This is a genomic window from Halosegnis longus, from assembly GCF_009663395.1.
In the GTDB taxonomy this organism is placed as follows: domain Archaea; phylum Halobacteriota; class Halobacteria; order Halobacteriales; family Haloarculaceae; genus Halosegnis; species Halosegnis longus.
The window spans coordinates 419,444-440,454 of sequence record NZ_QKNW01000001.1 but is presented as its reverse complement, the minus strand read 5'-3'; the positions used below and the strand labels follow the sequence as shown (position 1 = coordinate 440,454).

General features: G+C 66.3%; 24 protein-coding genes and 1 tRNA gene. 10 read left to right on the top strand and 15 right to left on the bottom strand.

The genetic code is table 11. The features are described from left to right. Positions 1 to 65 precede the first annotated feature (65 nt). From DM818_RS02400 to DM818_RS02390, 3 genes are read left to right on the top strand one after another with little or no spacing between them, the layout of a single operon-like run. Positions 66 to 503, top strand: coding sequence for a hypothetical protein (locus tag DM818_RS02400; protein ID WP_075938256.1), 438 nt, complete (start codon positions 66 to 68; stop codon positions 501 to 503). 24 nt (positions 504 to 527) lie between these two features. Continuing rightward, positions 528 to 1,163: a MogA/MoaB family molybdenum cofactor biosynthesis protein gene (locus tag DM818_RS02395; RefSeq protein WP_075938257.1), complete on the top strand. Its 636-nt coding sequence runs from the start codon at positions 528 to 530 to the stop codon at positions 1,161 to 1,163. 20 nt (positions 1,164 to 1,183) lie between these two features. Next, entirely contained in the window at positions 1,184 to 1,780 is a 597-nt protein-coding gene (locus DM818_RS02390; RefSeq protein WP_075938258.1) for an alpha/beta hydrolase, read from the top strand. Between the two features lie 7 nt (positions 1,781 to 1,787). On the opposite strand, the gene DM818_RS02385 is transcribed toward DM818_RS02390, so the two are convergent. Genes DM818_RS02385 through DM818_RS02370 form a run of 4 tightly spaced genes read right to left on the bottom strand, consistent with a single transcriptional unit; the run spans position 1,788 to position 5,405 of the window. Next, positions 1,788 to 2,051: a hypothetical protein gene (locus DM818_RS02385; protein ID WP_075938259.1), complete on the bottom strand. Its 264-nt coding sequence runs from the start codon at positions 2,049 to 2,051 to the stop codon at positions 1,788 to 1,790. A 23-nt stretch (positions 2,052 to 2,074) separates the two neighbouring features. Further along, positions 2,075 to 2,698, bottom strand: a complete 624-nt coding sequence (locus tag DM818_RS02380; protein WP_075938260.1) for a rhomboid family intramembrane serine protease — start codon at positions 2,696 to 2,698, stop codon at positions 2,075 to 2,077. Positions 2,699 to 2,757: 59 nt separating this feature from the next. Continuing rightward, on the bottom strand, positions 2,758 to 4,989 hold the full coding sequence (locus DM818_RS02375; protein ID WP_075938261.1) for an amino acid permease: 2,232 nt from the start codon (positions 4,987 to 4,989) through the stop codon (positions 2,758 to 2,760). Then, positions 4,986 to 5,405 carry a universal stress protein gene (locus tag DM818_RS02370; RefSeq protein WP_123124592.1) on the bottom strand — a complete coding sequence of 140 codons (420 nt, stop codon included), beginning with the start codon at positions 5,403 to 5,405 and terminating at the stop codon, positions 4,986 to 4,988. Before DM818_RS02370 ends, DM818_RS02375 begins: the two co-directional genes overlap by 4 nt. Before the next feature lie 170 nt (positions 5,406 to 5,575). Between DM818_RS02370 and pyrG the strand changes: the two genes are divergently transcribed. From pyrG to DM818_RS02355, 3 genes are read left to right on the top strand one after another with little or no spacing between them, the layout of a single operon-like run. After that, positions 5,576 to 7,198, top strand: coding sequence for a glutamine hydrolyzing CTP synthase (pyrG, locus tag DM818_RS02365; RefSeq protein ID WP_075938263.1), 1,623 nt, complete (start codon positions 5,576 to 5,578; stop codon positions 7,196 to 7,198). Then, positions 7,198 to 8,115, top strand: coding sequence for a glutamine-hydrolyzing GMP synthase (guaA, locus tag DM818_RS02360; protein WP_075938264.1), 918 nt, complete (start codon positions 7,198 to 7,200; stop codon positions 8,113 to 8,115). The genes pyrG and guaA overlap by 1 nt, the downstream gene beginning before the upstream one ends. A gap of 40 nt (positions 8,116 to 8,155) precedes the next feature. Continuing rightward, complete coding sequence (locus DM818_RS02355) at positions 8,156 to 8,482, top strand: DUF7126 family protein (protein WP_075938265.1); 327 nt, start codon at positions 8,156 to 8,158, stop codon at positions 8,480 to 8,482. On the opposite strand, the gene DM818_RS02350 is transcribed toward DM818_RS02355, so the two are convergent. The 3 genes from DM818_RS02350 to DM818_RS02340 are packed head-to-tail and all read right to left on the bottom strand — an operon-like array spanning position 8,483 to position 10,435. Then, entirely contained in the window at positions 8,483 to 8,857 is a 375-nt protein-coding gene (locus DM818_RS02350) for a hypothetical protein (protein ID WP_075938266.1), read from the bottom strand. Positions 8,858 to 8,903: 46 nt separating this feature from the next. Continuing rightward, positions 8,904 to 9,584, bottom strand: a complete 681-nt coding sequence (locus DM818_RS02345) for an MBL fold metallo-hydrolase (RefSeq protein ID WP_075938267.1) — start codon at positions 9,582 to 9,584, stop codon at positions 8,904 to 8,906. A gap of 29 nt (positions 9,585 to 9,613) precedes the next feature. Then, on the bottom strand, positions 9,614 to 10,435 hold the full coding sequence (locus DM818_RS02340) for an aldo/keto reductase (protein WP_123123905.1): 822 nt from the start codon (positions 10,433 to 10,435) through the stop codon (positions 9,614 to 9,616). Between the two features lie 105 nt (positions 10,436 to 10,540). Here DM818_RS02340 and ilvD point away from each other — a divergent pair, with 105 nt between their 5' ends. Beyond that, the gene (gene ilvD / locus DM818_RS02335; protein WP_153952256.1) at positions 10,541 to 12,292 is read left to right on the top strand and encodes a dihydroxy-acid dehydratase; all 1,752 of its coding nucleotides are present in this window, start codon (positions 10,541 to 10,543) and stop codon (positions 12,290 to 12,292) included. 85 nt (positions 12,293 to 12,377) lie between these two features. Here ilvD and DM818_RS02330 read toward each other — a convergent pair whose 3' ends face one another. Continuing rightward, the gene (locus DM818_RS02330; protein WP_148040768.1) at positions 12,378 to 14,288 is read right to left on the bottom strand and encodes a PGF-CTERM sorting domain-containing protein; all 1,911 of its coding nucleotides are present in this window, start codon (positions 14,286 to 14,288) and stop codon (positions 12,378 to 12,380) included. Positions 14,289 to 14,461: 173 nt separating this feature from the next. Here DM818_RS02330 and DM818_RS02325 point away from each other — a divergent pair, with 173 nt between their 5' ends. After that, entirely contained in the window at positions 14,462 to 14,689 is a 228-nt protein-coding gene (locus DM818_RS02325; protein ID WP_075938271.1) for a hypothetical protein, read from the top strand. 61 nt (positions 14,690 to 14,750) lie between these two features. Continuing rightward, a complete protein-coding gene (locus DM818_RS02320) occupies positions 14,751 to 15,785 on the top strand; it encodes an LLM class flavin-dependent oxidoreductase (protein WP_123123907.1) in 1,035 nt (344 codons plus the stop codon). A gap of 294 nt (positions 15,786 to 16,079) precedes the next feature. Here the strand turns inward: DM818_RS02320 and DM818_RS02315 are convergent, their stop codons facing one another. Together DM818_RS02315 and DM818_RS02310 are read right to left on the bottom strand one after the other, a co-directional pair. Beyond that, positions 16,080 to 16,520 (bottom strand): type IV pilin, encoded by a 441-nt coding sequence (locus DM818_RS02315; RefSeq protein WP_123123908.1) that lies wholly within the window; start codon positions 16,518 to 16,520, stop codon positions 16,080 to 16,082. 271 nt (positions 16,521 to 16,791) lie between these two features. After that, positions 16,792 to 16,862: transfer RNA gene (locus DM818_RS02310), tRNA-Pro, on the bottom strand. An 86-nt stretch (positions 16,863 to 16,948) separates the two neighbouring features. Between DM818_RS02310 and DM818_RS02305 the strand changes: the two genes are divergently transcribed. Then, the gene (locus DM818_RS02305) at positions 16,949 to 17,851 is read left to right on the top strand and encodes a mechanosensitive ion channel family protein (protein WP_075938273.1); all 903 of its coding nucleotides are present in this window, start codon (positions 16,949 to 16,951) and stop codon (positions 17,849 to 17,851) included. Here the strand turns inward: DM818_RS02305 and DM818_RS02300 are convergent. The 5 genes from DM818_RS02300 to DM818_RS02280 are packed head-to-tail and all read right to left on the bottom strand — an operon-like array spanning position 17,843 to position 20,985. Beyond that, a complete protein-coding gene (locus DM818_RS02300) occupies positions 17,843 to 18,715 on the bottom strand; it encodes an RNA-guided pseudouridylation complex pseudouridine synthase subunit Cbf5 (protein ID WP_075938274.1) in 873 nt (290 codons plus the stop codon). The genes DM818_RS02305 and DM818_RS02300 overlap by 9 nt on opposite strands. Then, positions 18,712 to 19,287 carry a (d)CMP kinase gene (gene cmk, locus DM818_RS02295; RefSeq protein ID WP_075938275.1) on the bottom strand — a complete coding sequence of 192 codons (576 nt, stop codon included), beginning with the start codon at positions 19,285 to 19,287 and terminating at the stop codon, positions 18,712 to 18,714. Before cmk ends, DM818_RS02300 begins: the two co-directional genes overlap by 4 nt. Before the next feature lie 60 nt (positions 19,288 to 19,347). Next, on the bottom strand, positions 19,348 to 20,226 hold the full coding sequence (locus tag DM818_RS02290; protein WP_075938276.1) for a DUF106 domain-containing protein: 879 nt from the start codon (positions 20,224 to 20,226) through the stop codon (positions 19,348 to 19,350). A 50-nt stretch (positions 20,227 to 20,276) separates the two neighbouring features. After that, complete coding sequence (locus DM818_RS02285) at positions 20,277 to 20,654, bottom strand: FAS1-like dehydratase domain-containing protein (RefSeq protein ID WP_075938277.1); 378 nt, start codon at positions 20,652 to 20,654, stop codon at positions 20,277 to 20,279. 46 nt (positions 20,655 to 20,700) lie between these two features. Next, positions 20,701 to 20,985, bottom strand: coding sequence for a DUF7545 family protein (locus DM818_RS02280; RefSeq protein ID WP_075938278.1), 285 nt, complete (start codon positions 20,983 to 20,985; stop codon positions 20,701 to 20,703). Between the last annotated feature and the right edge of the window lie 26 nt (positions 20,986 to 21,011).

Sequence of the window (21,011 nt, the reverse complement as noted above, 5' to 3'; positions counted from 1 at the left end):
AAAGGCGTGCCGAAGGTCACGGTCGGATGCAAAAGGCCCATGCTCGCACGGGCGAACCGTCTCCTGTGACGCGCCGGACGACACGCTGGACGTATCTCGGGCTCGCCGTGTTCGTCTGCGGGCTGGTGCTCGCCGGCAGCGGCGCGGCCGCCCAGCTCGACGCCCGTCAGTGTGCCAACGCCGCCTACATCCAGATCACCGACACCGACCGCATCGACGACTCGCTCGACGGCTACGACCGGGTCGCGTTCGCGAACCTCAGCGAGGAGAACCGGACGCTGTTCACCGCCGTTCGTGAAGCCGGCGGGAGTGCGCTCACCGGCGGCGAACTCCCGACCGCGGTCGTCACGCGCGGCGACGACTCGTATCTCGTCCTCACCGGCACCGAGCGGGAGCCGTGTGACCCGTGGGACCGCGAGCAGGTCATCGCGCCCATCGTCGCCGGCACACTTCTCGCCGGCGTCGGCGTCCCGCTCGTCCGTGGGCGCGAACACGAGGCCTAACTACGCGGCCGTCCCACGGCCGGTATGACCGAGGGGAACGCAGACGAGGGCGGAGACCACCACGAGCACGAGCATCATGAGGGTCACGAGCACGGTGACCACGACCACCACCACGACGATATCGAGACGCTCGGCGTGAGCGTCGTCACTATCTCCTCGACGCGGTCGCTGGACGAGGACCCCTCCGGCGACACCGTCGCGAGCGCCTGTACCGACGCCGGCCACGAGGTCGTCCACCGCGAACTCGTCCCCGACGACCACGACCGGATACAGGCCATCGTCGGCCAGCTATCGAAGCGCGACGACACGGATACCGTCATCACGACCGGCGGAACCGGCGTCTCCCCCGACGACGTGACCGTCGAGGCGGTCGAACGGCTGTTCGCCAAGCGACTCCCCGGCTTCGGCGAGCTGTTCCGCCGGCTCTCGTACGAGGAGGTCGGCACGCGCGTCGTCGGCACCCGCGCGACCGCCGGTATCGTCGAGGGCGTCCCCGTCTTCTGTCTCCCCGGCTCGAACACCGCCGCGCGACTCGGCGTCAGGGAGGTCGTGCTCCCCGAGGCACCTCACCTCGCAGGGTTGGCGCGACACGAGGACGACCCGGTCGAAGAAGGGGACGCGACCGAAGACACCGAGTCCGGGGACGAAGACGCGAAGTAATCCCCCGCCGAACCGAGCGTATGACCGACAGCGAGACGGTACTCGTTTCCGGGGCGCGTGACGTGCGCGCCACCCTCGATACGCCCGACGCCGACGCCTGCGTCGTCGCCTGTCCGCCCCACCCGCAGATGGGTGGAACACGAACCGACACGCGACTCGAAGCCGTGAGCGACGAGCTCGCGCCCGACGCCGCGACCCTCCGGTTCGACTACGGCGCGTGGGCCGAGGGCGAGGGTGAACTGACGGACGCCCGCAACGCTATCGCGTGGGCGCGCGACCGATTCGAGCGCGTCGCGCTGTTCGGCTACTCCTTCGGGGGGTGTATCGCGCTGCTCGCGGCCGCCCGCGAGGACGTGCGCGGAGTCGCGGCGCTCGCGCCCGCGTCTCGCCTCTCCGACGAACTCGATGCCGTCACCGCCGTCGAAAGTATCGACTGTCCGGGCTACGTGCTCTACGGCGAGCGGGACACGACCGCCGAGTGGAAACCCGTCGTCGAGCGCGCCCGCGCGGTCGGCTTCACCGTCGAGTCGCTGGGCGCAGACCACCACTTCGTCGGGCAGTCACAGAAGGTCGCACGGCGGTGTGGTGGCTTCCTGCGCGAGACGCTCGCCGCCTGACTCCTGATTACGCCGCGACGGTCGCGACGAGCGTCTCTAACTCCGCTTTCCGGAAGGGACGCTCGCTGTCGCGGTCGGCGTCGAGTCCTTCCACCTCGGCGGCGATGGTCGCGCGCATCTCACCTTTCGGCGGGAGCGGCTTCTCGACCGGTGCGCCGACAGCGCCGGCGACGGCCGCCAGCGCCTCCTTGGTGAACGCGGTGGACTCGCGGCGCTCGTAGCGGTCGACCGCAACTCGAACGTCGTTCCGGAGGTCGTCGACGGTTGGCATACTCGGGTGTCGCGCTCCGTCGTCTATACCTTGTGGGTCGACTCGCGACGACCGACGTGGAGCAGTCGCGCGCGTCCGGCCCCGAGACCGACGACCAGTCCAGCGAGGTGTGCGACGAACGCGGAGTTCGGCCCGCTCATCACGACGGCGAGCACGAGACCGACCGCCGACAGTCCGAGCGGGACGACCCAGTTCGGTGCGCTCGCGTCGATACCGTCGAGCAGCCGCATCGAGAGGGGGTTTCCGGCGATGAGATAGCCCAACAGCCCGAAGATTGCACCCGACGCGCCGAGCACGCCCACCGACCCCGTCACGGGAGCCAGCAGTATCTGTGCGAGTCCGGACACCGCGCCCGTCGCGACGAAGAACGCGTGATACCGGAGGCGGGTCGTCGTGCGCTCGACGGCCAGCCCGACGAAAATCAAGACGAGCGCGTTCGAGAGGAGATGTCCCGGTCCGGCGTGGCTGTAGGTACTCGTGACGAGGGTCCACGGCGTCACCGGGAACGCCGGCGTGAGCGCGAACAGCGGCGCGAAGCCGACGACGGAGAGCGGAAACTGGACGAGAAAGACGACCGCGAGGGCGGCGAGCGTCTCGACGGTCGGCGACCGTCCGTCGCGTGCCGTCGTCCGTGGAACCGTACCCATACGCCCCGTTGGTAGGCACGGACAGTGAATCTTCACCTCGGAAAACCGAAATACGCGACCTACCGCGAGCCGAACAGCCGGTCGCGCAGCGAGCGGTCGTGTGCCGTCTCCGTCAGGAGCACGGTGCAGTCGAGGTCGTCGATGACATCCAGCGTGAGCGAGTCGGAGACGAGCCGCGAGAGCAGCCCCTGTTCGGTCGCACCGATGGACAACAGGGTGGCGTCCTGTGCGGCCCGCTCGATTGCCGTCTCCACGTCGCCGGTCTCAATTCTGAGCGTGGCGTCGGACAGACCGTTCTCCTCGGCCCACCCTTCGAGGAACGTCCGACCGGCCTCCTCGTCGTCGGCGACGTGCAACAGCGTCACCTCGGAGTCGTAGGCGTCCCGAAGGATGCGGGCGACGGCCGCCGACAGCTCGGAGTCGGGACCGCCGGCCGTCGGGACGAGCACGCGCGACGGGTCGAAGCCGCGGTCCTTCATGACGATGAAGTCACACGGCAGCTTCTGCATCACTTCGTCGTACGCCGACTCGATACGGCCCGGCGAGCCGTGGCTGTCACCGCCCCAGCCCATGACGACGGTGTCGGCCTCGTGGGTCGTCGCGGCGTCGAACACTTCCTCGAAGCCGCGGTGGGAGATGACGGTGTGTGTCTCGATGGGGACGCCGAGTTCGTCGGCGTCGACGCGGGCACGCTCCAACAACGCGCCGGGGTCGTCATCGAAGTCCTCGAGGTGTTCGCTGGCGTACTGGAGGTCCGTCTGGTCGGGGACGGTGACGATGTGGACGGCGTCGAGCGTGCCGCCGTGGTGTTTCGCCAGGGCCGCCCCGAGCTTGATGAGGTCGCGTTCGGTGTTCGGATTCGCGAGCGGCACCATCACGCGGTAATCGTTGGCGTCGGGTTCGACCGACGCAGCGGCCGAGACGGCCGCGTCGGGAAGCTCATCGGAGCGCGAGCGAATCCAGTCACCGAGCACGCCGCTTCTGGTGGTGCGCGACCGGGCGTAGAACAGATACCACAGCCCGGCGAAGACGACGAAGGCAGCGCCGATGGCGATGACCCGCGGGTCGATGAAGTAAATCAGCGCCAGCGAGACGATTGCGCCGACGATTGGTGTAAACGGGTACAGCGGCACCGTGTAGCTGGGTTGATACTCCGGCACGTCGGCTTCCCGCATCACGATGAGCGCGACGTTCAGGAGGGCGTAGATGACGAGGTGGAGCACGCTGCTGAGCGTGGAGAGCGTCTCCACGTTCGCCAGCAGGATGAAGACGAGAATCAGCCCGCCGGTGATTGCGATGGATTTGTACGGAGTGCCGTAGCGATCGTGAATCTCGTTGAGGTCGGGCGTGACGATGCGGTCGCGGCCCATCGCGAAGTTGATGCGCGAGGACGCGAGGATGGACGCGTTCGCGGACGAGGCCGTCGCCAGCAGGCCGCCGATGAGCAGCGCGGTGCCGAGCGGCCAGAAGATGAGCCGTCCGACCTCGACGACGGCAATCTGCTGTTCGGACAGCGCCGCGATGAACCCCGGCTCGACGGCCGCGCTCATCACGATGAGCACGAGCGCGTAGATGACGGTCACGATGACAACGCTCCCGATGATCGCACGCGGGAGGTTCTTGCCCGGCTCCTTGATTTCCTCGGCGACGCTCGTGATCTGGACGAAACCGAGATACGAGACGAAGATGAGGCCCGTGGTCGCGAACATCGGCCCGTAGCCGGTCGCCGCCGGTAGGTTCGCCACGTTCGCCTGCGTCGTCCCGAGGATGGTAAAGGCCGCGAGGATGACGACGAGAATCGCGACGATGACGTTCTGGAGTTTTCCGGTCTCCTTCGCGCCGACGTAGTTGACGAAGGTGAACAGCGCCGCACCGAACAGCCCGATAATCTTCACCCACGCGATCGAGATGATTCCGAGTTCCAAGCTCCCGGTGACGCCGATGATGTTCTGGATGTAGCGGCCGAAGCCGACCATGTAGAACGCCGAGGCGAAGGCGAGTCCGAGCCAGTTCGACCAGCCGGCGATGGAGCCGAAGAAGGGACCCAGCGCGCGATTCACGTAGTAGTACGCACCGCCGGATTTCGGCATCGCCGTCCCCAACTCGGAGGCGGAAAAGGCCGTGAAGAGTGCGATGACGCCGCCGAGGACGAAGGAGACGACGGCGAAGGAGCCGGCGTCGGTAATCGCCTGTCGCGGCAACACGAAGATACCCGCGCCGATCATCGTCCCGACGCCGATGGTGAGCGCGGCGAAGGGACCGAGGTCCTTGGCGAGTTCCTCGTCGCTCACTGGTCGCCCCCGGGCAGTACGACGACGGGTCGGTCCGTCTCGTCGAGTAGCTGGCGGGTCACGCTCCCCGAGAGGAGCCGCTCGAACCAGCCGCCACCGCGGGGCGTGAAGGCGAGCGCGTCGGCCCCCACCTCGGCGGCCGCGGTCAGGAGTCCGTCCGCAACGTCTGTGTCGTAGACGATGTCCGTCTCGACGGACTCGCCGTACGCCTCCTCGAAGCGCTCGAACGCCTCGGCCGCTGCTTCTTCTCGCTGCTCGACGCCCGCCTTGTCCGGTGCGCCGCCGGCCTTCTCGACGACGTGGACGACGGTGACGCGGTCGGCGTCGAGGTGGTCGGCCAGCGCTTCGGCGGTGGATTCCGCGTCGGCGTCCGAGGCGACCGGGACGAGCACGTGTCCGAACTGTCCCTTAGCCATGGAACGGTCCCCCCGGTGGCGTTCGCTGGTACGTGTATCCGGTCATGCTGCTAGCGACTGGCCGATACTGTATAAGCGTTCACACCGCGGCGGGCAGTTCTGGCGGCGGTCCGACAGTCGGGGGTCGGTGGATTCACAACGGTTTTGACGTGGCCCCGACGACGGTCAGTATGCCGACGGAACTCACCGAGTACGACCCGAGCATGGGTCGGAAGTTCATTTTCGTTACAGGGGGTGTCATGTCCGGACTGGGGAAGGGGATTACCGCCGCCAGTACCGGCCGACTGCTCGCGAACGCCGGGTTCGACGTGACCGCCGTCAAAATCGACCCGTATCTCAACGTCGACGCGGGCACGATGAACCCCTACCAGCACGGCGAGGTGTACGTCCTGAAGGACGGCGGCGAGGTCGACCTCGATTTGGGGAACTACGAGCGGTTCCTCGATATCGACATGACCTTCGACCACAACATCACGACGGGCAAGACCTACCAACACGTCATCGAGAAGGAGCGCGCGGGCGATTATCTGGGCAAGACGGTCCAGATTATCCCCCACATCACCGACGACATCAAGCGCCGGATTCGAGAGGCGGCCGAGGGGTCTGACGTGTGTATTATCGAAGTCGGCGGCACCGTCGGTGACATCGAAGGAATGCCGTATCTGGAGGCGCTCCGGCAGTTCGCTCACGAGGAGGACGACGGCGACATCCTGTTCACCCACGTCACGCTCGTCCCGTACTCACAGAACGGCGAGCAGAAGACGAAGCCAACCCAACACTCGGTGAAGGAGCTGCGCTCTATCGGACTCCAGCCCGACATCCTCGTCGGCCGCGCCGACGACGAACTCGAACAGCACACGAAAGAGAAGATTGCACTCTTCTGTGACGTACCGACCGACGCCGTGTTCTCGAACCCCGACGTGCCAGACGTGTATCAGGTTCCGCTCGTCGTGGAGGACGAGGGGCTCGACCAGTACGTGATGGAGCGGCTCGACCTCGCCGAGGAGGCGCTGCCCGCCTCGGAGCGTGAAAACGAGTGGCGCGAGCTCGTCACACAGGAGACCACCGGCGAGGTGGACATCGCGCTCGTCGGAAAGTACGACCTCGAAGACGCCTACCTGTCCGTCCACGAGGCGCTGAAACACGCCGGCCTCGACCAGGGGGTCGACGTGAACGTGTTGTGGGTCGACGCCGAGGAGATGACCGACGAACACCGCGACCGGCTAGAACGCGCCGACGGACTCGTCGTCCCCGGCGGCTTCGGAGCCAGGGGGACCGACGGGAAGATCGAGGCCGTCCGCTACGCCCGCGAGCACGACGTTCCCTTCCTCGGGCTGTGTCTCGGTTTCCAGATGGCCGTCATCGAGTTCGCGCGCAACGTCTGCGGGCTGGACCACGCCGACTCGACGGAGTTCGAAGAGGAGACCCCACACCCGGTCATCGCCATCCTCCCCGAGCAGTACGAAGTCGAGGACATGGGCGGGACGATGCGGCTGGGTGCCCACGAGACGCAGATTCAGGAGGGGACCCTCGCCGCGGAGCTTTACGACGGCGACTCCTGTACCGAGCGCCACCGCCACCGCTACGAGGTGAACCCCGAGTACATCGACGAACTCGAAAGCGCCGGAATAACGTTCTCGGGGCGTGCAGGCAATCGCATGGAGATACTCGAACTCGACGACCACCCGTACTTCGTCGGCACGCAGTTCCACCCCGAGTTCCGCTCGCGCCCCGGGCGCGCATCACCACCGTTCGTCGGCCTGCTCGATGCCGTCCTCGGAGGTGACGACTGATGGTCGATGTCGAGTCGTTCATCCCCGAGGCGAAAGCCGAGATCCAGGAGGCCGTCGGCGACGAGGAGGCCATCATCGCGCTTTCGGGCGGCGTCGACTCCTCCGTGGCCGCCGCGCTCACCCACGAGGCAATCGGCGACCACCTGACCGCCGTCTACGTTGACACCGGCCTGATGCGAAAAGGCGAGACCGAGGAGATTCGCGAGACGTTCGCGTTCATGGACGGGCTTCGCGTCGTCGACGCGCGCGACCGCTTTCTCACCGCGCTCGAAGGCGTGACTGACCCCGAGGAGAAGCGCCACGTCATCGGCGAGCAGTTCATCCGCGAGTTCGAGCGCGAAGCACGGGAGGCCGACGCCCGCTATCTCGTGCAGGGGACCATCTACCCAGACCGCATCGAGTCCGAGGGGAACATCAAATCCCACCACAACGTGGGCGGACTCCCCGAGGTCGTCGACTTCGACGGCATCGTCGAGCCGTGTCGCGACCTCTACAAGGACGAGGTGCGCGAGGTCGCCCGCGCGCTCGAACTGGAGGAAATCATCTCCGAGCGGATGCCGTTCCCCGGCCCGGGACTCGCCGTCCGCATCGTCGGTGAGGTGACAGCAGAGAAGGTGGAGGTCGCCCGCGAGTCGTGTCACGTCGTCGAAGAGGAGACGGCAGAACACGAGCCGTGGCAGGCCTTTGCGGCCGTCATCGGGAAGGCCACGGGCGTGAAGGGTGACAACCGCGTCCACGGCTGGGTCGTCGCCGTTCGGTCCGTCGAATCCCGCGACGGAATGACCGCCCGCGCACAGGAGCTCGACTGGCAGACGCTCCAGCGCATCCAGTCGCGGATTACCGGAACGCTCGACAACGTCTCGCGGGTCGTCTACGACGTGACCCACAAGCCGCCCGCGACCATCGAGTACGAGTAGGACAGAACAAGCTTATCACCGTCAGCGCGAACGCACGTGTATGACCCGCGCTGTTATCGCCGGCAACGACGTGTCGCGTCTCGGCGACGCGCTCGCGACGGAGGGTGTCGACGTGACGACCGCCGCCGGCACCGCAAACCGCGACGCGCTCGAAGCCGCCGGCATCGCCGAGGCGGACGTGCTCGTCGTCACCGAGATGCGACTCGCAACCTCGATTCCCGTCGCGAAGGAGCTGAACCCCGACGTTCGGGTCGTCGTCTACGCCGAAGGCTCGCTGCCCGACTTCGCGCGCGGACAGGCCGGCCACATCCTCGACCCGAAGCTGATGGACCCGGACTTCGTCGCAGAAGAGGTCGCCGCGGCCTGATTACTCGACGCGCTCGACCGCCGGCTCACAACACGCCGTAAGCAGCGCGTCGAGCGTCTGCTCGCCCGACTGGACGCGCGACTCGTAGCCGGTCATGAACTCCTCGGCCACCGCCAAGGCACCGCTACGGTCGGCGATGCCGGTCCGAATCGGCTCGGCACCCTCGAAGTTCGTCTTTCCGCCGTGAACGAGACCAACGCGCCACCGCTCCTCGCGGTCGTGGACGTTCTGTGTCTCCGGGAGCACGTGGACGGCAATCGGCTCCGCGCCGTCGTACTCGAACAGCGTCGGGTCGCGCGGATTGTACTTCTCGACAATCCCCGGCGGCTGTTCGATTTCGCTCCAGCCGGTGGGGGCAGGATGGCTCCGGCTCATGCCCAAAGATAGGGGTGACAGCCGCAAAAACGCACGGGCGAATCGGCTACAGACGGGCGATGCGCTCGCCCAACTCGGCGAGGCGAACGGCACCGTCGCGGACGAACGGGACGCCGTGGCCCATCGCCAACACCTCGACGGCGGGTTCCGCGTCGGCCAGATACTCGATGGAGTCGCGGACGCGCTCGGTGTCGTAGCTCATCGGCTTGGGCGAGGGGCCGAGGTCGCCGTCGCTCTCGCGCACGAGGTCGCCGACGAACGCCACGGAGAGGTCCTCGCTCACGTACGCGACGTGACCGGGCGTGTGGCCGGGCGTGTAGTAGACGGTGAAGGAGCCGACCGTGTCGCCGTCCGCGACGCCGGTCACCTCACCGGTCGGTGGGGTGGTGACCGTGCCGGTGACGCGCTGGAGTGCACCCTTTAGATTCCCGAACGGCGGCTTCTCGTCGCCGACTAAGAAGCCGCGGTCGCCCGCCCCGATGTAGATGTCCGCGTCCAACTCGAGCGCGGCGAGCGCGCCGACGTGGTCCACGTCGTAGTGTGTGATGAGCACGCGCTCGATATCCGCGAGCGCGTAGCCGGCATCCGTCACTGCGGCCCGAATCGTCGGCTCGTCGCGGGGCGTCCCCGCGTCGATGAGCGTCAGCGTCCCGCCGTCGTCGGCCAGATACGCGTTGACGCCGCTGCACTCGATCTGCCAGACGCCTTCGCGAAGCTGTTTCATCATACCAACGGTACGTCACGCGCAGAGTTAAGTCATCCCGGAAGGTGGCCCCGGACGAACCCCTTGAGCGCGCGGCCGCGCGACGGCTGGCGCACGGTCTCCATCTCCGCGGGCGTGAGTTCGAAGTCGAACACGTCGAAGTTCGCCTCGATGTGTTCGCGACTCGTCGCCTTCGGAATCGTTGCGACCCCCTGCTGGAGGAGCCACCGGAGCGCGACCTGCACGGCCGACTTGTCGTAGCGTGCCCCGACCTCGGCGAGTACGGGGTCATCGAGGACGGCACCGTGGCCGAGCGGCGAGTAAGCGGTCAACAGCACGTCGTGGATGTCACAGTAGTCCTGCATCCCGCTCTGTGGCCAGTAGGGGCTGAACTGCACCTGATTCGTGAAAATCGGCTCCGTTGCGTGCTGGCGGGCGCGGTCGAGCCGGTCGATGTTGAAGTTGGAGACGCCGATGTGTCGCACCTTCCCGTCGGCGACGAGGCCACACATCGCGTCGAGCGTCTCCTCGACCGGCGTGCGCTGGGCCGGATTGTGGATGAGCAGCAAATCGAGCGTCGAGAGCCCGAGCCGGGCGAGCGACTCCTCGGTCGTTCGCAGTACGTCCTCGTACTCGCGGTTGCCGACGTTGAGCTTCGTCGTGACGAACACGTCTTCTCGGTCCACGTCGCTGTCGGCGAGTGCATCGCCGACCTGTCGCTCGTTGCCGTACGCCTGTGCGGTGTCGAGGTGGCGGTACCCCACGTCGAGCGCGTCCCTGACGGCCGTATAGCAGGTCTCGCCCGTGAGCCGCCACGTGCCGAAGCCGAGCGCCGGCACCTCCGTTCCACCGACCGTGAGTGTCGTCTGGTCCATACCTCGGATACGGGCGGCACGCGAATAGACCTGTGGGCGGGGGCGTGTGGCTGCAACATCTGTGCGGGCGTGCATCCTTATCCCTGTCCAACGCAAGCGGCTACTATGAGCCAGCAGGAGCCGCCAGAGCAGACACCCGACATCCCCGAGAAGGACGCCGACCTCCGGTCGCGTGAGGTGACCGAAGGGGCCGAACGCGCCCCACACCGCGCGATGTTCCGCGCGATGGGGTTCGACGACGACGACCTCGCCAGCCCGATGGTCGGGGTCGCGAATCCCGCGGCCGACATCACCCCGTGTAACGTCCACCTCGACGACGTGGCGACGGCCGCCCTCGACGGCGTGGACGCCAACGGCGGGATGCCGATCGAGTTCGGCACCATCACCATTTCCGACGCCATCTCCATGGGGACGGAGGGTATGAAGGCCTCACTCATCTCACGTGAGGTCATCGCCGACTCCGTCGAACTCGTCTCCTTCGGCGAGCGCATGGACGCACTGGTCACCGTCGCCGGCTGTGACAAGAACCTCCCGGGGATGATGATGGCCGCCATCCGGACCGACCTCCCCTCCGTCTTTCTGTACGGCGGCTCCATCATGCCCGGCAACCACGAGGGCCGCGAGATAACCGTCCAGAACGTCTTCGAGGGGGTCGGCGCGGTCGCCTCCGGCGAGATGACGGAAGACGAACTCGTGGAGATGGAACACGACGCCTGTCCGGGTGCCGGCTCCTGTGGTGGGATGTTCACCGCCAACACGATGGCGTCCATCTCGGAGGCGCTCGGACTCGCCCCGCTCGGGTCTGCCTCGCCGCCCGCAGAGGCCCCGGAACGCTACCAGACCGCAGAGCGCGCGGGCGAACTCGTCTTGGAGTGTGTCGAAGCCGACCGCAAACCCTCGGATATCCTCACGAAGACGAGCTTCGAGAACGCCATCGCCCTGCAGGTCGCCGTCGGCGGCTCCACCAACGCCGTGCTCCACCTGCTCGCGCTCGCGGCCGAGGCCGGCATCGACCTCTCCATCGAGGAGTTCGACGAGATCTCGAAGCGAACGCCCAAGATTGCGAACCTCCAGCCCGGCGGCACCCGCGTCATGAACGACCTCCACGAGGTCGGCGGGATTCCGGTCGTCGTTCGCCGGCTCGTCGAGGGCGGCTACATGGACGGCGACGCCGCGACAGTCACCGGTAACACCATCAGCGAGGAGTTGGCCGAACTCGAAGCCAGCGGTCACCTTCCCGCCGACGCGGACATCGACGAGGACTTCCTCGCGCCCGTCGACGACCCGTTCCACGAGGAGGGCGCAATCAAGATTCTCACCGGCAACCTCGCGCCCGACGGCGCGGTCCTGAAAGTGACCGGCGAGGACAAGTGGTACCACGAGGGACCGGTTCGCGTCTTCGAGAACGAAGAGGACGCGATGGCATACGTGCAGGAGGGGCACATCGAGTCGGGCGACGTGCTCGCCATCCGCAACGAAGGGCCGCAGGGCGGTCCCGGGATGCGCGAGATGCTCGGCGTGACGGCGGCGGTCGTCGGGGCCGGCCACGAGGACGACGTGGCCCTGCTCACTGACGGGCGCTTCTCGGGAGCCACGCGCGGCCCGATGATTGGGCACGTCGCCCCCGAAGCCTACGTCGGCGGGCCGATCGGCGCGCTCGAAGACGGTGACGTGGTCCGTATCGACGTGGACGACCGCACGATGGAGGTGGACCTCTCGGACGAGGAACTCGAACGACGCCTCGACGAGCGCGACCAGCCGGAACCGAACTACACGACCGGCGTGCTCGCGAAGTACGGCCAGACGTTCGGTTCCGCGGCCAACGGTGCCGTGACGAATCCGGGCGCGAAGCGGTAGTCTCGCCGTTTTCCGCTTGTTTTCGACGCGAGAGCGACGGCTGTCGGCAACTGAACGCAGTCGAAAGAAAGACCGAACCTGTTGGTTACTCGCGGCGCGCGAGGAAGGCAGCGCCGGCGAGTGCGACCAGCGCGACGGCGACACCGAAGCCGGGCTGTGAGCCCTCGCTGGTGTCGGTACCCGTCGACCGGTCGATGTTCAGGTAGTCGTAGGCGTTCTCGACGTCGACGCTCGGGAACGTGCGGTCGTGATCGCCCGCGAGGCTGACTTCGGTGTCCTCGCCGACGGGTTCGAGCGCGCGCACGTCCTCCTCGGTGGCGTCGGCGCTGACGGCACCGGACAGGCGCATGTATACGGTTGAGCTGTCGGAGCTGTTTTGCTCACCGACGATGGTGGACGGGAGCGACTCCGCGCCCGACAGCTCCTGATACACCGAGGCGAGCTGTTGCATGTTGCGGAACGACGCACCCGCTTCCATCTGGACCTGTCCGTCGCTGACGGAGATGTCGGTGCGTGCACGCTGGAACCCGGCGTCCTCGAACGCCTGTGCGAGCCGGCTCACGTCGGAGCCGTTCTCCGTCGTGCTCGTCACCGAACTCAGCATGTTCGAGACGAGTTCGTCCTGCTGGACGGTCACGGAGCCGTCGGCGGTGATTTCGTCACCGTCGAGACCGGCCTGGAGGCTCATCTCGCTGCTGGCGAGTTCGATGTCGCGGTCGGCGAGCGCCTGTCGGTACGCTTCCCAGTTTTCGGTCTCGTAGCCGGCGTTCAGCGTCACGTCGGTGCCGCTGTCGGCCTGCGAGACGGAGCCGTCGAGGGTGAACGTCTGGACCATGCCGGACTCCTGTTGGGCGTCGAGCGTCTGCTGGATTCGCTCGAAGCTCGCGTTGTAGGAGGCGGGCAGCGAGGTGCCGGCCGGCATCGACGCCGACTGGAGCACCGTGTAGTAGGCACGCAGTGCGCCGTCGTAGTTCTCAACGTCGGCGCTGTAGCTGTACTCGTTCGCTCCGTCGCCGGTACTCGTCGAGACGCTGGCCTCGTTGATCTGCATCTCGGCGATCTGCTCGCCGACCGTTTCGGCTTCGGACTGGGTCAGGTCGTACTGCTCGGAGGACGCGAGCATCGTGGCGACCTGCTCGGAGAGCCCGTCGTCGATGCCGGTGTACTCGACGGTGAACTCCACGTCGAGCATCCCGTCGGCGTAGGAGTCCGTCGCGTTCGAGAAGGAGTACGACTCCAGGGTCACGGACGCCTCGCCGCCGAGTTGGGTCGCAAGCGAGCCGTAGTTCTGGGTGATGGTCTGTTCGGCCGCACTGCGGGTGTTCCAGTTGTCGACCGAGTAGGAGTACACCGGCCGATTCTGGGCCGCATCGAGCGTGTAGCCGCTGTCGTCTTCCGTCACCGTGAACGACTGGCTCTGTTCCGTGCCGGCACCGAAGCCGGTCGAGAAGGAGAGCTGACCGTCGGCGGTGAGTCGGTCCGGACCGACGCGCAGCTCGTTTTCGAGGTCGGCCGATTCGACGAATCCGCCGACGCCGGCGCTCTCGTCGATACCGGCCTCGAGCGAGAAGTCGGCGTTCGCCTCGGTATCACTCTGGACGAGGTCCGCGTTCAGCGAGAACGACGAGAGCGCGTCCGGCGACGGCGTCGCCAGCGAGCCGTTCGCGGCGATGCGGTCCGGGTCGAGCACCGTCGTGAACTCACCGGTCGTCTCGGATGCGCTCGTCATGTTCTGGACGAACAGGGCGTGTGCAACGCCCTCGCCCACGTCGAGCCCGAAGTTCGCGGTCTCGACGGTTCCGCCGGTCGGGGATTCCGTTTCTTGCTCGTACACGAGGACGACGTCGCCGTCGTCGGTCACGTACGCGCTATCCGCCTCGGGCGGCGTCGGCCACTCGGGACCGTCTTCCTGTGACTCCTGTGCACCAGCGACACCGGCCATCGGCGTCGCGATGAGGAGGGCAGCAAAGACAACCGCGAGCAGTCGGCTACGCACAGCCGACCACCCCACGGCGAGTCGAGCGGGTCAGATTCAGGACAGCAGTCGTACCCATACGCGCAGGTGTACGCGATTCATTATAAAGTATTTTACTCTGACAGCTTTTCTCCGTCGAAACCGACCGTAGCTACCGGGTAGCTATATACTCAAAGCACCCGTATTCATGTATCATGTCCCAACAGTCGCTGTCGACCCCCCACCTGGCGCTCCTCCGCGAAATACGTGTGAACCCTGCGGGCTGTTCCGCCGCCGACCTCCACATCGCCGCTGCCAATAACGGTATCGACAATCCCGACGCCGTCGTCGACGCGCTCGTCGATTCCGGATTCGTCCACCAGCTCGGGAACGAACCGCGGACGTGGTACGTCGTCTCTCCGGCCGGCCGGGCACTCTCTTGACTCCCCCGACTCATCTGACTCGCCGGACAAGCGCTTTTATCTCCTCACGCCAAGCATAATCGTGAACCTCTCGCTCGTCGACCTCTCGCCGGTCCCCCGTGACGGCACGGCGACCGACGCCTTCGCCAACACGGTCGAAACTGCACGACACGCTGAGTCCCTCGGCTTCGAGCGTGTCTGGGTCGCAGAACACCACGGCCGCGGCGAGTCGCTCGCCGGCACCACGCCGGAGGTGTTACTCGGCCGACTCGCCGGCGCGACCGACTCGATTCGCCTCGGCTCCGGAGCCGTCCTCCTCAACCACTACAGCCCGTACAAGGTGGCCGAGGTGTTCGCCACGCTGGACGCGCTCGCACCCGGCCGCATCGACGCCGGACTCGGTCGGGCCAACGGCTCGCCCGCGGTCGACCGGGCGCTCCAGACGAGCCGTCGCGTCCAGAACCCGAACGAGGACCACACCGAGAAAATCGAAGCCGTCATCTCACATCTGTACGAACAGTTCCCCGACGACCATCCGTACAGCGACATCGAACTCCCGCGGTCGGGGACCGGCACGGCCGCACCGTGGGTGCTCGGCTCCAGTCCGTCGAGCGGTGAAATCGCCGGCAAGCTCGGCTTGCCCTACTGCTTTGCCGGATTCATCCGCCCGGGCTTCGGCGAGCGCGCCTGCCAGACCTACCGCGAGCACTTCGAGCCGTCCGACTCGCCGGTCGGCGTCGACTCGCCGACGGTGATGGTCGCGCTCAACGCGATTGCCGGCGACACCGACGCGGAAGCCGCCCGCTACCGCGCCGTCGCCGAGGCCTCGTATCAACGGATACAACGCGGCGAGGTCGGATCCCGACCCACCGTCGAGGCGGCTATCGACGAACTCGGCGGCGTCCCCGAGCCGACCCCCCCGACCCTCGATGACGGCGAGTTCCCGCGTGCGATATCCGGTAGTCCCGAGACGCTCGCGAGCCTGTTCGACCAGCTCACCGACCGGCTCGGTGCCGAGGAGGTGATGCTCCAGCAGATTGCGCCCGACCACGAGACGAAACTCCGGTCGCACGAACTCATCGCCGAGGCGGTCGGCGTCGCGCCGCGGCCGGCGTAACCTGTCGGCGAGAGCGTGAGCATTCTACTGCGGCTCAGTGTTGTGAGGGAGTCCCTACGCTTAATGAGATCCGCTACATCGGTGTAGCTACACGGACGGGTGCGTCCCCGACACCGTGTATGTTCATTGGTCCAGCGACCAACCCAGGGACGGCTGTTCGCCGTCCCGTGTCCAAACTCGACGTAGCTGCTGCTCCTGTGTCTGTGAGCGCAAACTGTACAAGCCACACACGGAGCAGAGACTCCTGAACGTCGTGGTCGTCAAAAGAAAGATTGCGAACTGTAGTTTACCGCGTTACGGAACTTGACTGGTCGAGAGTGTCTGGGAGGTGTCACCGCCTTCTGGTGCCCAAACGACTCGGACCGTGGTGCCAGACTTTGCCGCACTATCAGTCTCAATCGAATTACCGGACGAGACTTCCGAGACACTTGCATCGGCCCACTGCTTCGTGGCCGAAGTGTCGTCACTCGCCTTCGTGTACTGCACAGACAGTGCAGCCGGATCGATTGTGTCACCACCATCGTGGGTGACGGTAACGATCTGTCCGTCGCCACTTGCCGGATCGCTGTAATCGAAGCTGAACTGCGTCGTCGGTGCGCTCTGGACGTTGCTGCCCAGACCGAGGACGAACGTGCCGATGACGGCCGCCAGAATCACCGTGATGGCGACCATCAGAATCACGCCGATGACCGGCGAAACTGCCGAGTCGTCGTCGAAGAGGTTCTTAATATCCATTGTTGAATCCCGGCCGCACGTCAGGTGTGAGCATGGGGGGTGAGCAACACGAGTGTCGTGTTTCGTTCCATGGGGAGTAACTGCTCGCCGCGAGCAGTCGCACCGTCTCGTGGGCCGTTGTCCGGACAAACGCCGGTTTTCGTATTAAAAGACGGTGGCTCCAGACGCCGTAGCCTCCCGGCGCGTGGTCGGTGCGATACGAGCAACTGTCCTGTGTTGAGAACGCGCTCTCGGTGGTATACGTCGCTATAAGGGTGATTTGAAGTTGGTATGGGACCGCCGAGAATTGAACTCGGGTCCAACGGACCCCATCCGCAGAGGATACCACTACCCCACGGTCCCAAGCATCTGAAAGAAATACGGGTTCGCCGTTAAGCGTGTCGTTTCGCGTCCTCCGAAGTTATGTAGCGGCCGCGAGAGATTGGGCTGTGACACCACTTCAGGTCGCAACGATACGGGAGTACGTCCAGAACACGCTCGTTCCGAACGTCGTCGAGTTCGCGACGAACGCGGCGACGTTTCTGCTCACGGTCGCGGTCGTCTACTACGTCGGGAAGGCACTCCTCGTCCCGCTCGCGGAGCGAACTCTGCAGGCGCGGGGAGCCGGCGACACGCTCGTGAAGCCGGCCAGAAAGCTCACCCTCGTCGGCGTCGGCTTTCTCGCCGTCACGATTGGCTTTGCCGTCGCCGGCTTCGGGAATCTCCTCTCGTCGCTCGCAACCATCGTCGCAGCGTTGACTCTCGCAATCGGCTTCGCCTCACAGGACCTCATCGGCAACCTCGTCGCGGGTGCGTTCCTCATCGGCGACCCGAAAGTGAAGATCGGCGACTGGATCGAGTGGAACGACAACGAGGGCATCATCGAGGACATCTCGTTTCGGGTGTCGCGGGTCCGCACCTTCGACAACGGGCTCATCACAGTCCCGAACAGCGAACTCGCGAACACCGCGCTCGAAAACCCCGTCGCGAAGGACAAACGCCGGCTCCAGTTCCTCTTCGGCGTCGGCTACGAGGAGGACCTCGACCACGCCCGCGACGTTATCATCGAGGAGGCGAACGCCCACAGCGAGATACTCGCTGACCCGGGCGTGAGCGTCCGGCTCACCGAACTCGCGGACTCGTACGTCGGACTCAACGCCCGCTTCTGGATTGCAGACCCATCGCGCGCCGACGTGAGCCGCATCCGCTCGGAGTACGTCCAGGCCGTCAAGGAGCGGTGTGACGCCGAGAGCATCGAGATGCCGTACCCGTACCAGCAGCTCACGGGCGAGATTAGCGTCGAGAACGCCGAGGACGCAGACGACGCCGAATCCGCGGCGCAATCAGAGTAACACGCGCTCCAACTCGACTACGGGGCCGCTCGTCGCCGCCGGGTCGCCGACCAGCGTGCCGATGCAGACGACGGAGCCGTTCGGGGCGTAGCAGGCCACGAACGTTCCGTCCTCGCTCGTCTCGCTCTCGAGGACGCCGGGCGCGTACACCGGTGCGCCCTCCGCGATTTCGGGGACGGCACTCTCTGCGACCGTGACGCGTGGAACGTCTCGGAGGACGCGCTCTGCCGGCTGTACCACCTCACGGAGCCACGTCTCGTCGCCGTGGTCGCGCCACTCGGTGACGGCGTCGTGGAACTCGTGCATCGTCGCGAGCGTGGTGTCGTCGAACGTCGCCGTCGCCGTCCGCCGGAGGTCACCCATGTGTGCACCCGTACCGAGCGCGAGTCCGATATCGTGACACAGCTTCCGGATGTAGGTGCCCGACTCACACCGCACCCGGAGGAGGACACGACGCTCGTCCGTCTCGATGACGTCGAGGTCGTGAATCTCGCGAACCCGAAGCCGGCGGGCGACGGCGCTCTTGCGCGGCGGCTTCTGGTAAATCTCGCCTTCGAACTCGGCGACGACCGAGTCGAGATTCGCGGGGGTGCGGCCGTGGAGTTCGAGGACGGCGACGTACTCCTTGACGGCGTCGTCGAACACCTGCGCCAGCCGGACGCCGGTCCCGAGCAGGGTGGGGAGACAGCCCGTCACCTTCGGGTCGAGCGTCCCCGAGTGGGCGGCACGCTCCTGGTCGGCGTGGTCGCGCATCCAGCCGGCGACCTGGTGGGCCGACGGCCCCGGAGGTTTGTCCAGATTGACGACGCCGAACGCGAGCAGTTCCTCCGGCGTGCGCTCGTCGGGCGGAGCCCGCATCGTCAGAACTCGTAGTCGACGGTGACCGGCGTCTTCCCCTCGTCGCCCTCGGGGTTGTACGCCTCGATGACGGCCACGATTGGCTCGATCATCCCCTTCTCGCCGAGCCGGGCGGTGTTCAACACGAGGTCGTAGATGGAGAGGTCGCCGATGTCGATGTCGTAGTAGTCGGCATAGCGTTTCGCCTCGCTGTCGGCGCGGGCTTCGGTCTCGGTGCGAGCGAGTTCGGGGTCTTTGTCCTCGCGGTCGGCGACGCGTTCGGCGCGCACGTCGAGGGGTGCATCGAGCCAGATGCGGAAGTCGGCGTGTTCGCCGGCCATCCAGCCGGCCAGCCGGGATTCGAGGACGAGGTCATCACGACTCGCTGCCAAATCGCGCAGCCGCCGGTCGAGGTCGCGGTCGATGGCGTCGTCCTCCTCGGCGAGCTTGTTCAACTCGAGCGGCGTCAACCCCTTCTCGGCGGCGAGTTCGCGAAAGATGTCACCACCGGAGACGTGGTCGTAGCCGAGTTCGTCGGCGAGTGCCGCGGCGGCCGTGGACTTCCCGCTGCCGGCCGGGCCGGAGATGGTAATCAGCATGTCTCCCTTCCGGGAGTCGCGGTAAAAGAGATTACCCTTGGCGGACGGTGTGTGACCCGCTTACGAGGTGTCGGGCGTGGTCTGGAGGTTCAGCGACTTCCGGATGAGCTGATTGAAGCTCATCGAGCAGAGGAAGTACCAGAGGATCCACGTCCGGAGCGGCCCGAGTGCACCCTCCGTCCAGCCTCGCTCACCGAGCAGCGGCATCGTCACGCCGGCACCGGTGACCTGCCCGTTGCGGACCATCCAGTACATCCACAGGAACACCGGAATCGTGACGAGCATAATCCACACCATCGGGCGGAACTGCTCTTTGAACATCCCGATGTTGTCGCCCATCGCCTCCATCTGCTCTTCCTGGATGCGTTCGAGCTCCTCGTCGTCGCCCCGCTCCTGTGCGTCCTTGCGGCGCTGTTGCATCGACTTCATCTGCTCTTGGTACTGTGCCATCACCTCGGTGTCCATCAGGTTCGCCTGCAGCAGCGAGGTGACGAGTCCCGTCAGGACGGCTAACACGAGGATGACGCCGTAGAAGGGAAGCGCAGCCTGAATCGGGCCGAGCACGAGGTCGAGCGTGCTTCCGACCGCGTTTCCGATCGGCGTGATGGCGTAGCCGGCCATCATCGAGACCGCCGCGACGCCGGCCAGCTTGTCGTACTGTGACCACGAGGAGTCGTGGTCGACGCCGTCGCCGTCGTCGCTTTCGGTGTCTTCGGCCAAGCCGGCTTCGACCTCTTCGGCGTCGGCGAGTTCGAACCCTTCGCCGGCGTCCGTCAGGACGCCTTTCTCGATGAGTCGCCCCCACTCACCGCTCGACATCTCCTCGGAGGCCTCTCCCCACGTTATCGGGCCGTCGTGGTCGAGGAGAAACTCCAGCGGCTCGCGCATCGACGCGTCCTCTCGGAGCAGTTCGTCGACCTTCCGCTCGATTCGTCCCATTACCGTCCATTGCGAGCGGGAGGATTTGACTCCTGCGGTACCTCGCCCGCTCAGACGACCCCGTCGAACGAGCCGGTCACCACGACCGCGCCGTCGCGCTCGCGCGTGAACGTCGCCTCCGCGACGACCTCCGTCCGGCCGTCGGAACGCTCCTCGACGGTCGTGAACTCCGTCTCACACCGTATCGTCTCGCCGGCGTACACCGGCCGCCGGAACTGGTAGCTCATCCGTCGCGCGAGCACGGTGAACCGGCCGCCGATTTCGGTGGCGAGCGTCGCCGTCAACAGCCCGTGGACGAGCAGTCGCCCCTCGTCGTCGCGTTCGAGGTGGTGGTCGCCGCGGTCGCGGCTCACCTCGGCGAACGTCTGCACGTCCGCCTCGGTGAAGGTCCGCTGTGCGACCTCGACGTGTCCCGGCTCGATATCCATACCCGTCGGTCGCGGACGGTGACAAAGAAACTGTGGCGACTGCGGTTCAGTGCTGGTGGCCGGTCATCTCGCCGAACGTCTGGCCGAACCGCTCTTCGAACTGGCTCATCAGGAGCGACTCGACGGCCTCCAGCTCCTCGGACGGCTCGCCCTGCCCGTGTGCCGTCGCGGCGTGAATCTGCTGGGCGGCGTTGATCATCGCGAGGTCGCCGACGACCTCAGCGGCCGACTCGTCGTTCTCGGAGAACATGTCGATGAGGGGCGCGGGAAGCGTGAGTTCGTCGTCGCCGTCCGGACCCGATAGCGTCAGTTCGACCGTGTTGTCTACCATACCGATGTCTCGCGTGCGCGACCCTT

Coding starts and splice junctions, on each gene's coding strand:
- DM818_RS02280 (WP_075938278.1), bottom strand. CDS start 20,985: ATGGTAGACAACACGGTCGAACTGACGCTATCGGGTCCGGACGGCGAC.
- DM818_RS02385 (WP_075938259.1), bottom strand. CDS start 2,051: ATGCCAACCGTCGACGACCTCCGGAACGACGTTCGAGTTGCGGTCGAC.
- DM818_RS02350 (WP_075938266.1), bottom strand. CDS start 8,857: ATGAGCCGGAGCCATCCTGCCCCCACCGGCTGGAGCGAAATCGAACAG.
- DM818_RS02355 (WP_075938265.1), top strand. CDS start 8,156: ATGACCCGCGCTGTTATCGCCGGCAACGACGTGTCGCGTCTCGGCGAC.
- pyrG (WP_075938263.1), top strand. CDS start 5,576: ATGCCGACGGAACTCACCGAGTACGACCCGAGCATGGGTCGGAAGTTC.
- DM818_RS02390 (WP_075938258.1), top strand. CDS start 1,184: ATGACCGACAGCGAGACGGTACTCGTTTCCGGGGCGCGTGACGTGCGC.
- DM818_RS02345 (WP_075938267.1), bottom strand. CDS start 9,584: ATGATGAAACAGCTTCGCGAAGGCGTCTGGCAGATCGAGTGCAGCGGC.
- DM818_RS02395 (WP_075938257.1), top strand. CDS start 528: ATGACCGAGGGGAACGCAGACGAGGGCGGAGACCACCACGAGCACGAG.
- cmk (WP_075938275.1), bottom strand. CDS start 19,287: ATGCTGATTACCATCTCCGGCCCGGCCGGCAGCGGGAAGTCCACGGCC.
- DM818_RS02325 (WP_075938271.1), top strand. CDS start 14,462: ATGTCCCAACAGTCGCTGTCGACCCCCCACCTGGCGCTCCTCCGCGAA.
- DM818_RS02370 (WP_123124592.1), bottom strand. CDS start 5,405: ATGGCTAAGGGACAGTTCGGACACGTGCTCGTCCCGGTCGCCTCGGAC.
- DM818_RS02340 (WP_123123905.1), bottom strand. CDS start 10,435: ATGGACCAGACGACACTCACGGTCGGTGGAACGGAGGTGCCGGCGCTC.
- guaA (WP_075938264.1), top strand. CDS start 7,198: ATGGTCGATGTCGAGTCGTTCATCCCCGAGGCGAAAGCCGAGATCCAG.
- DM818_RS02290 (WP_075938276.1), bottom strand. CDS start 20,226: ATGGGACGAATCGAGCGGAAGGTCGACGAACTGCTCCGAGAGGACGCG.
- DM818_RS02285 (WP_075938277.1), bottom strand. CDS start 20,654: ATGGATATCGAGCCGGGACACGTCGAGGTCGCACAGCGGACCTTCACC.
- ilvD (WP_153952256.1), top strand. CDS start 10,541: ATGAGCCAGCAGGAGCCGCCAGAGCAGACACCCGACATCCCCGAGAAG.
- DM818_RS02315 (WP_123123908.1), bottom strand. CDS start 16,520: ATGGATATTAAGAACCTCTTCGACGACGACTCGGCAGTTTCGCCGGTC.
- DM818_RS02380 (WP_075938260.1), bottom strand. CDS start 2,698: ATGGGTACGGTTCCACGGACGACGGCACGCGACGGACGGTCGCCGACC.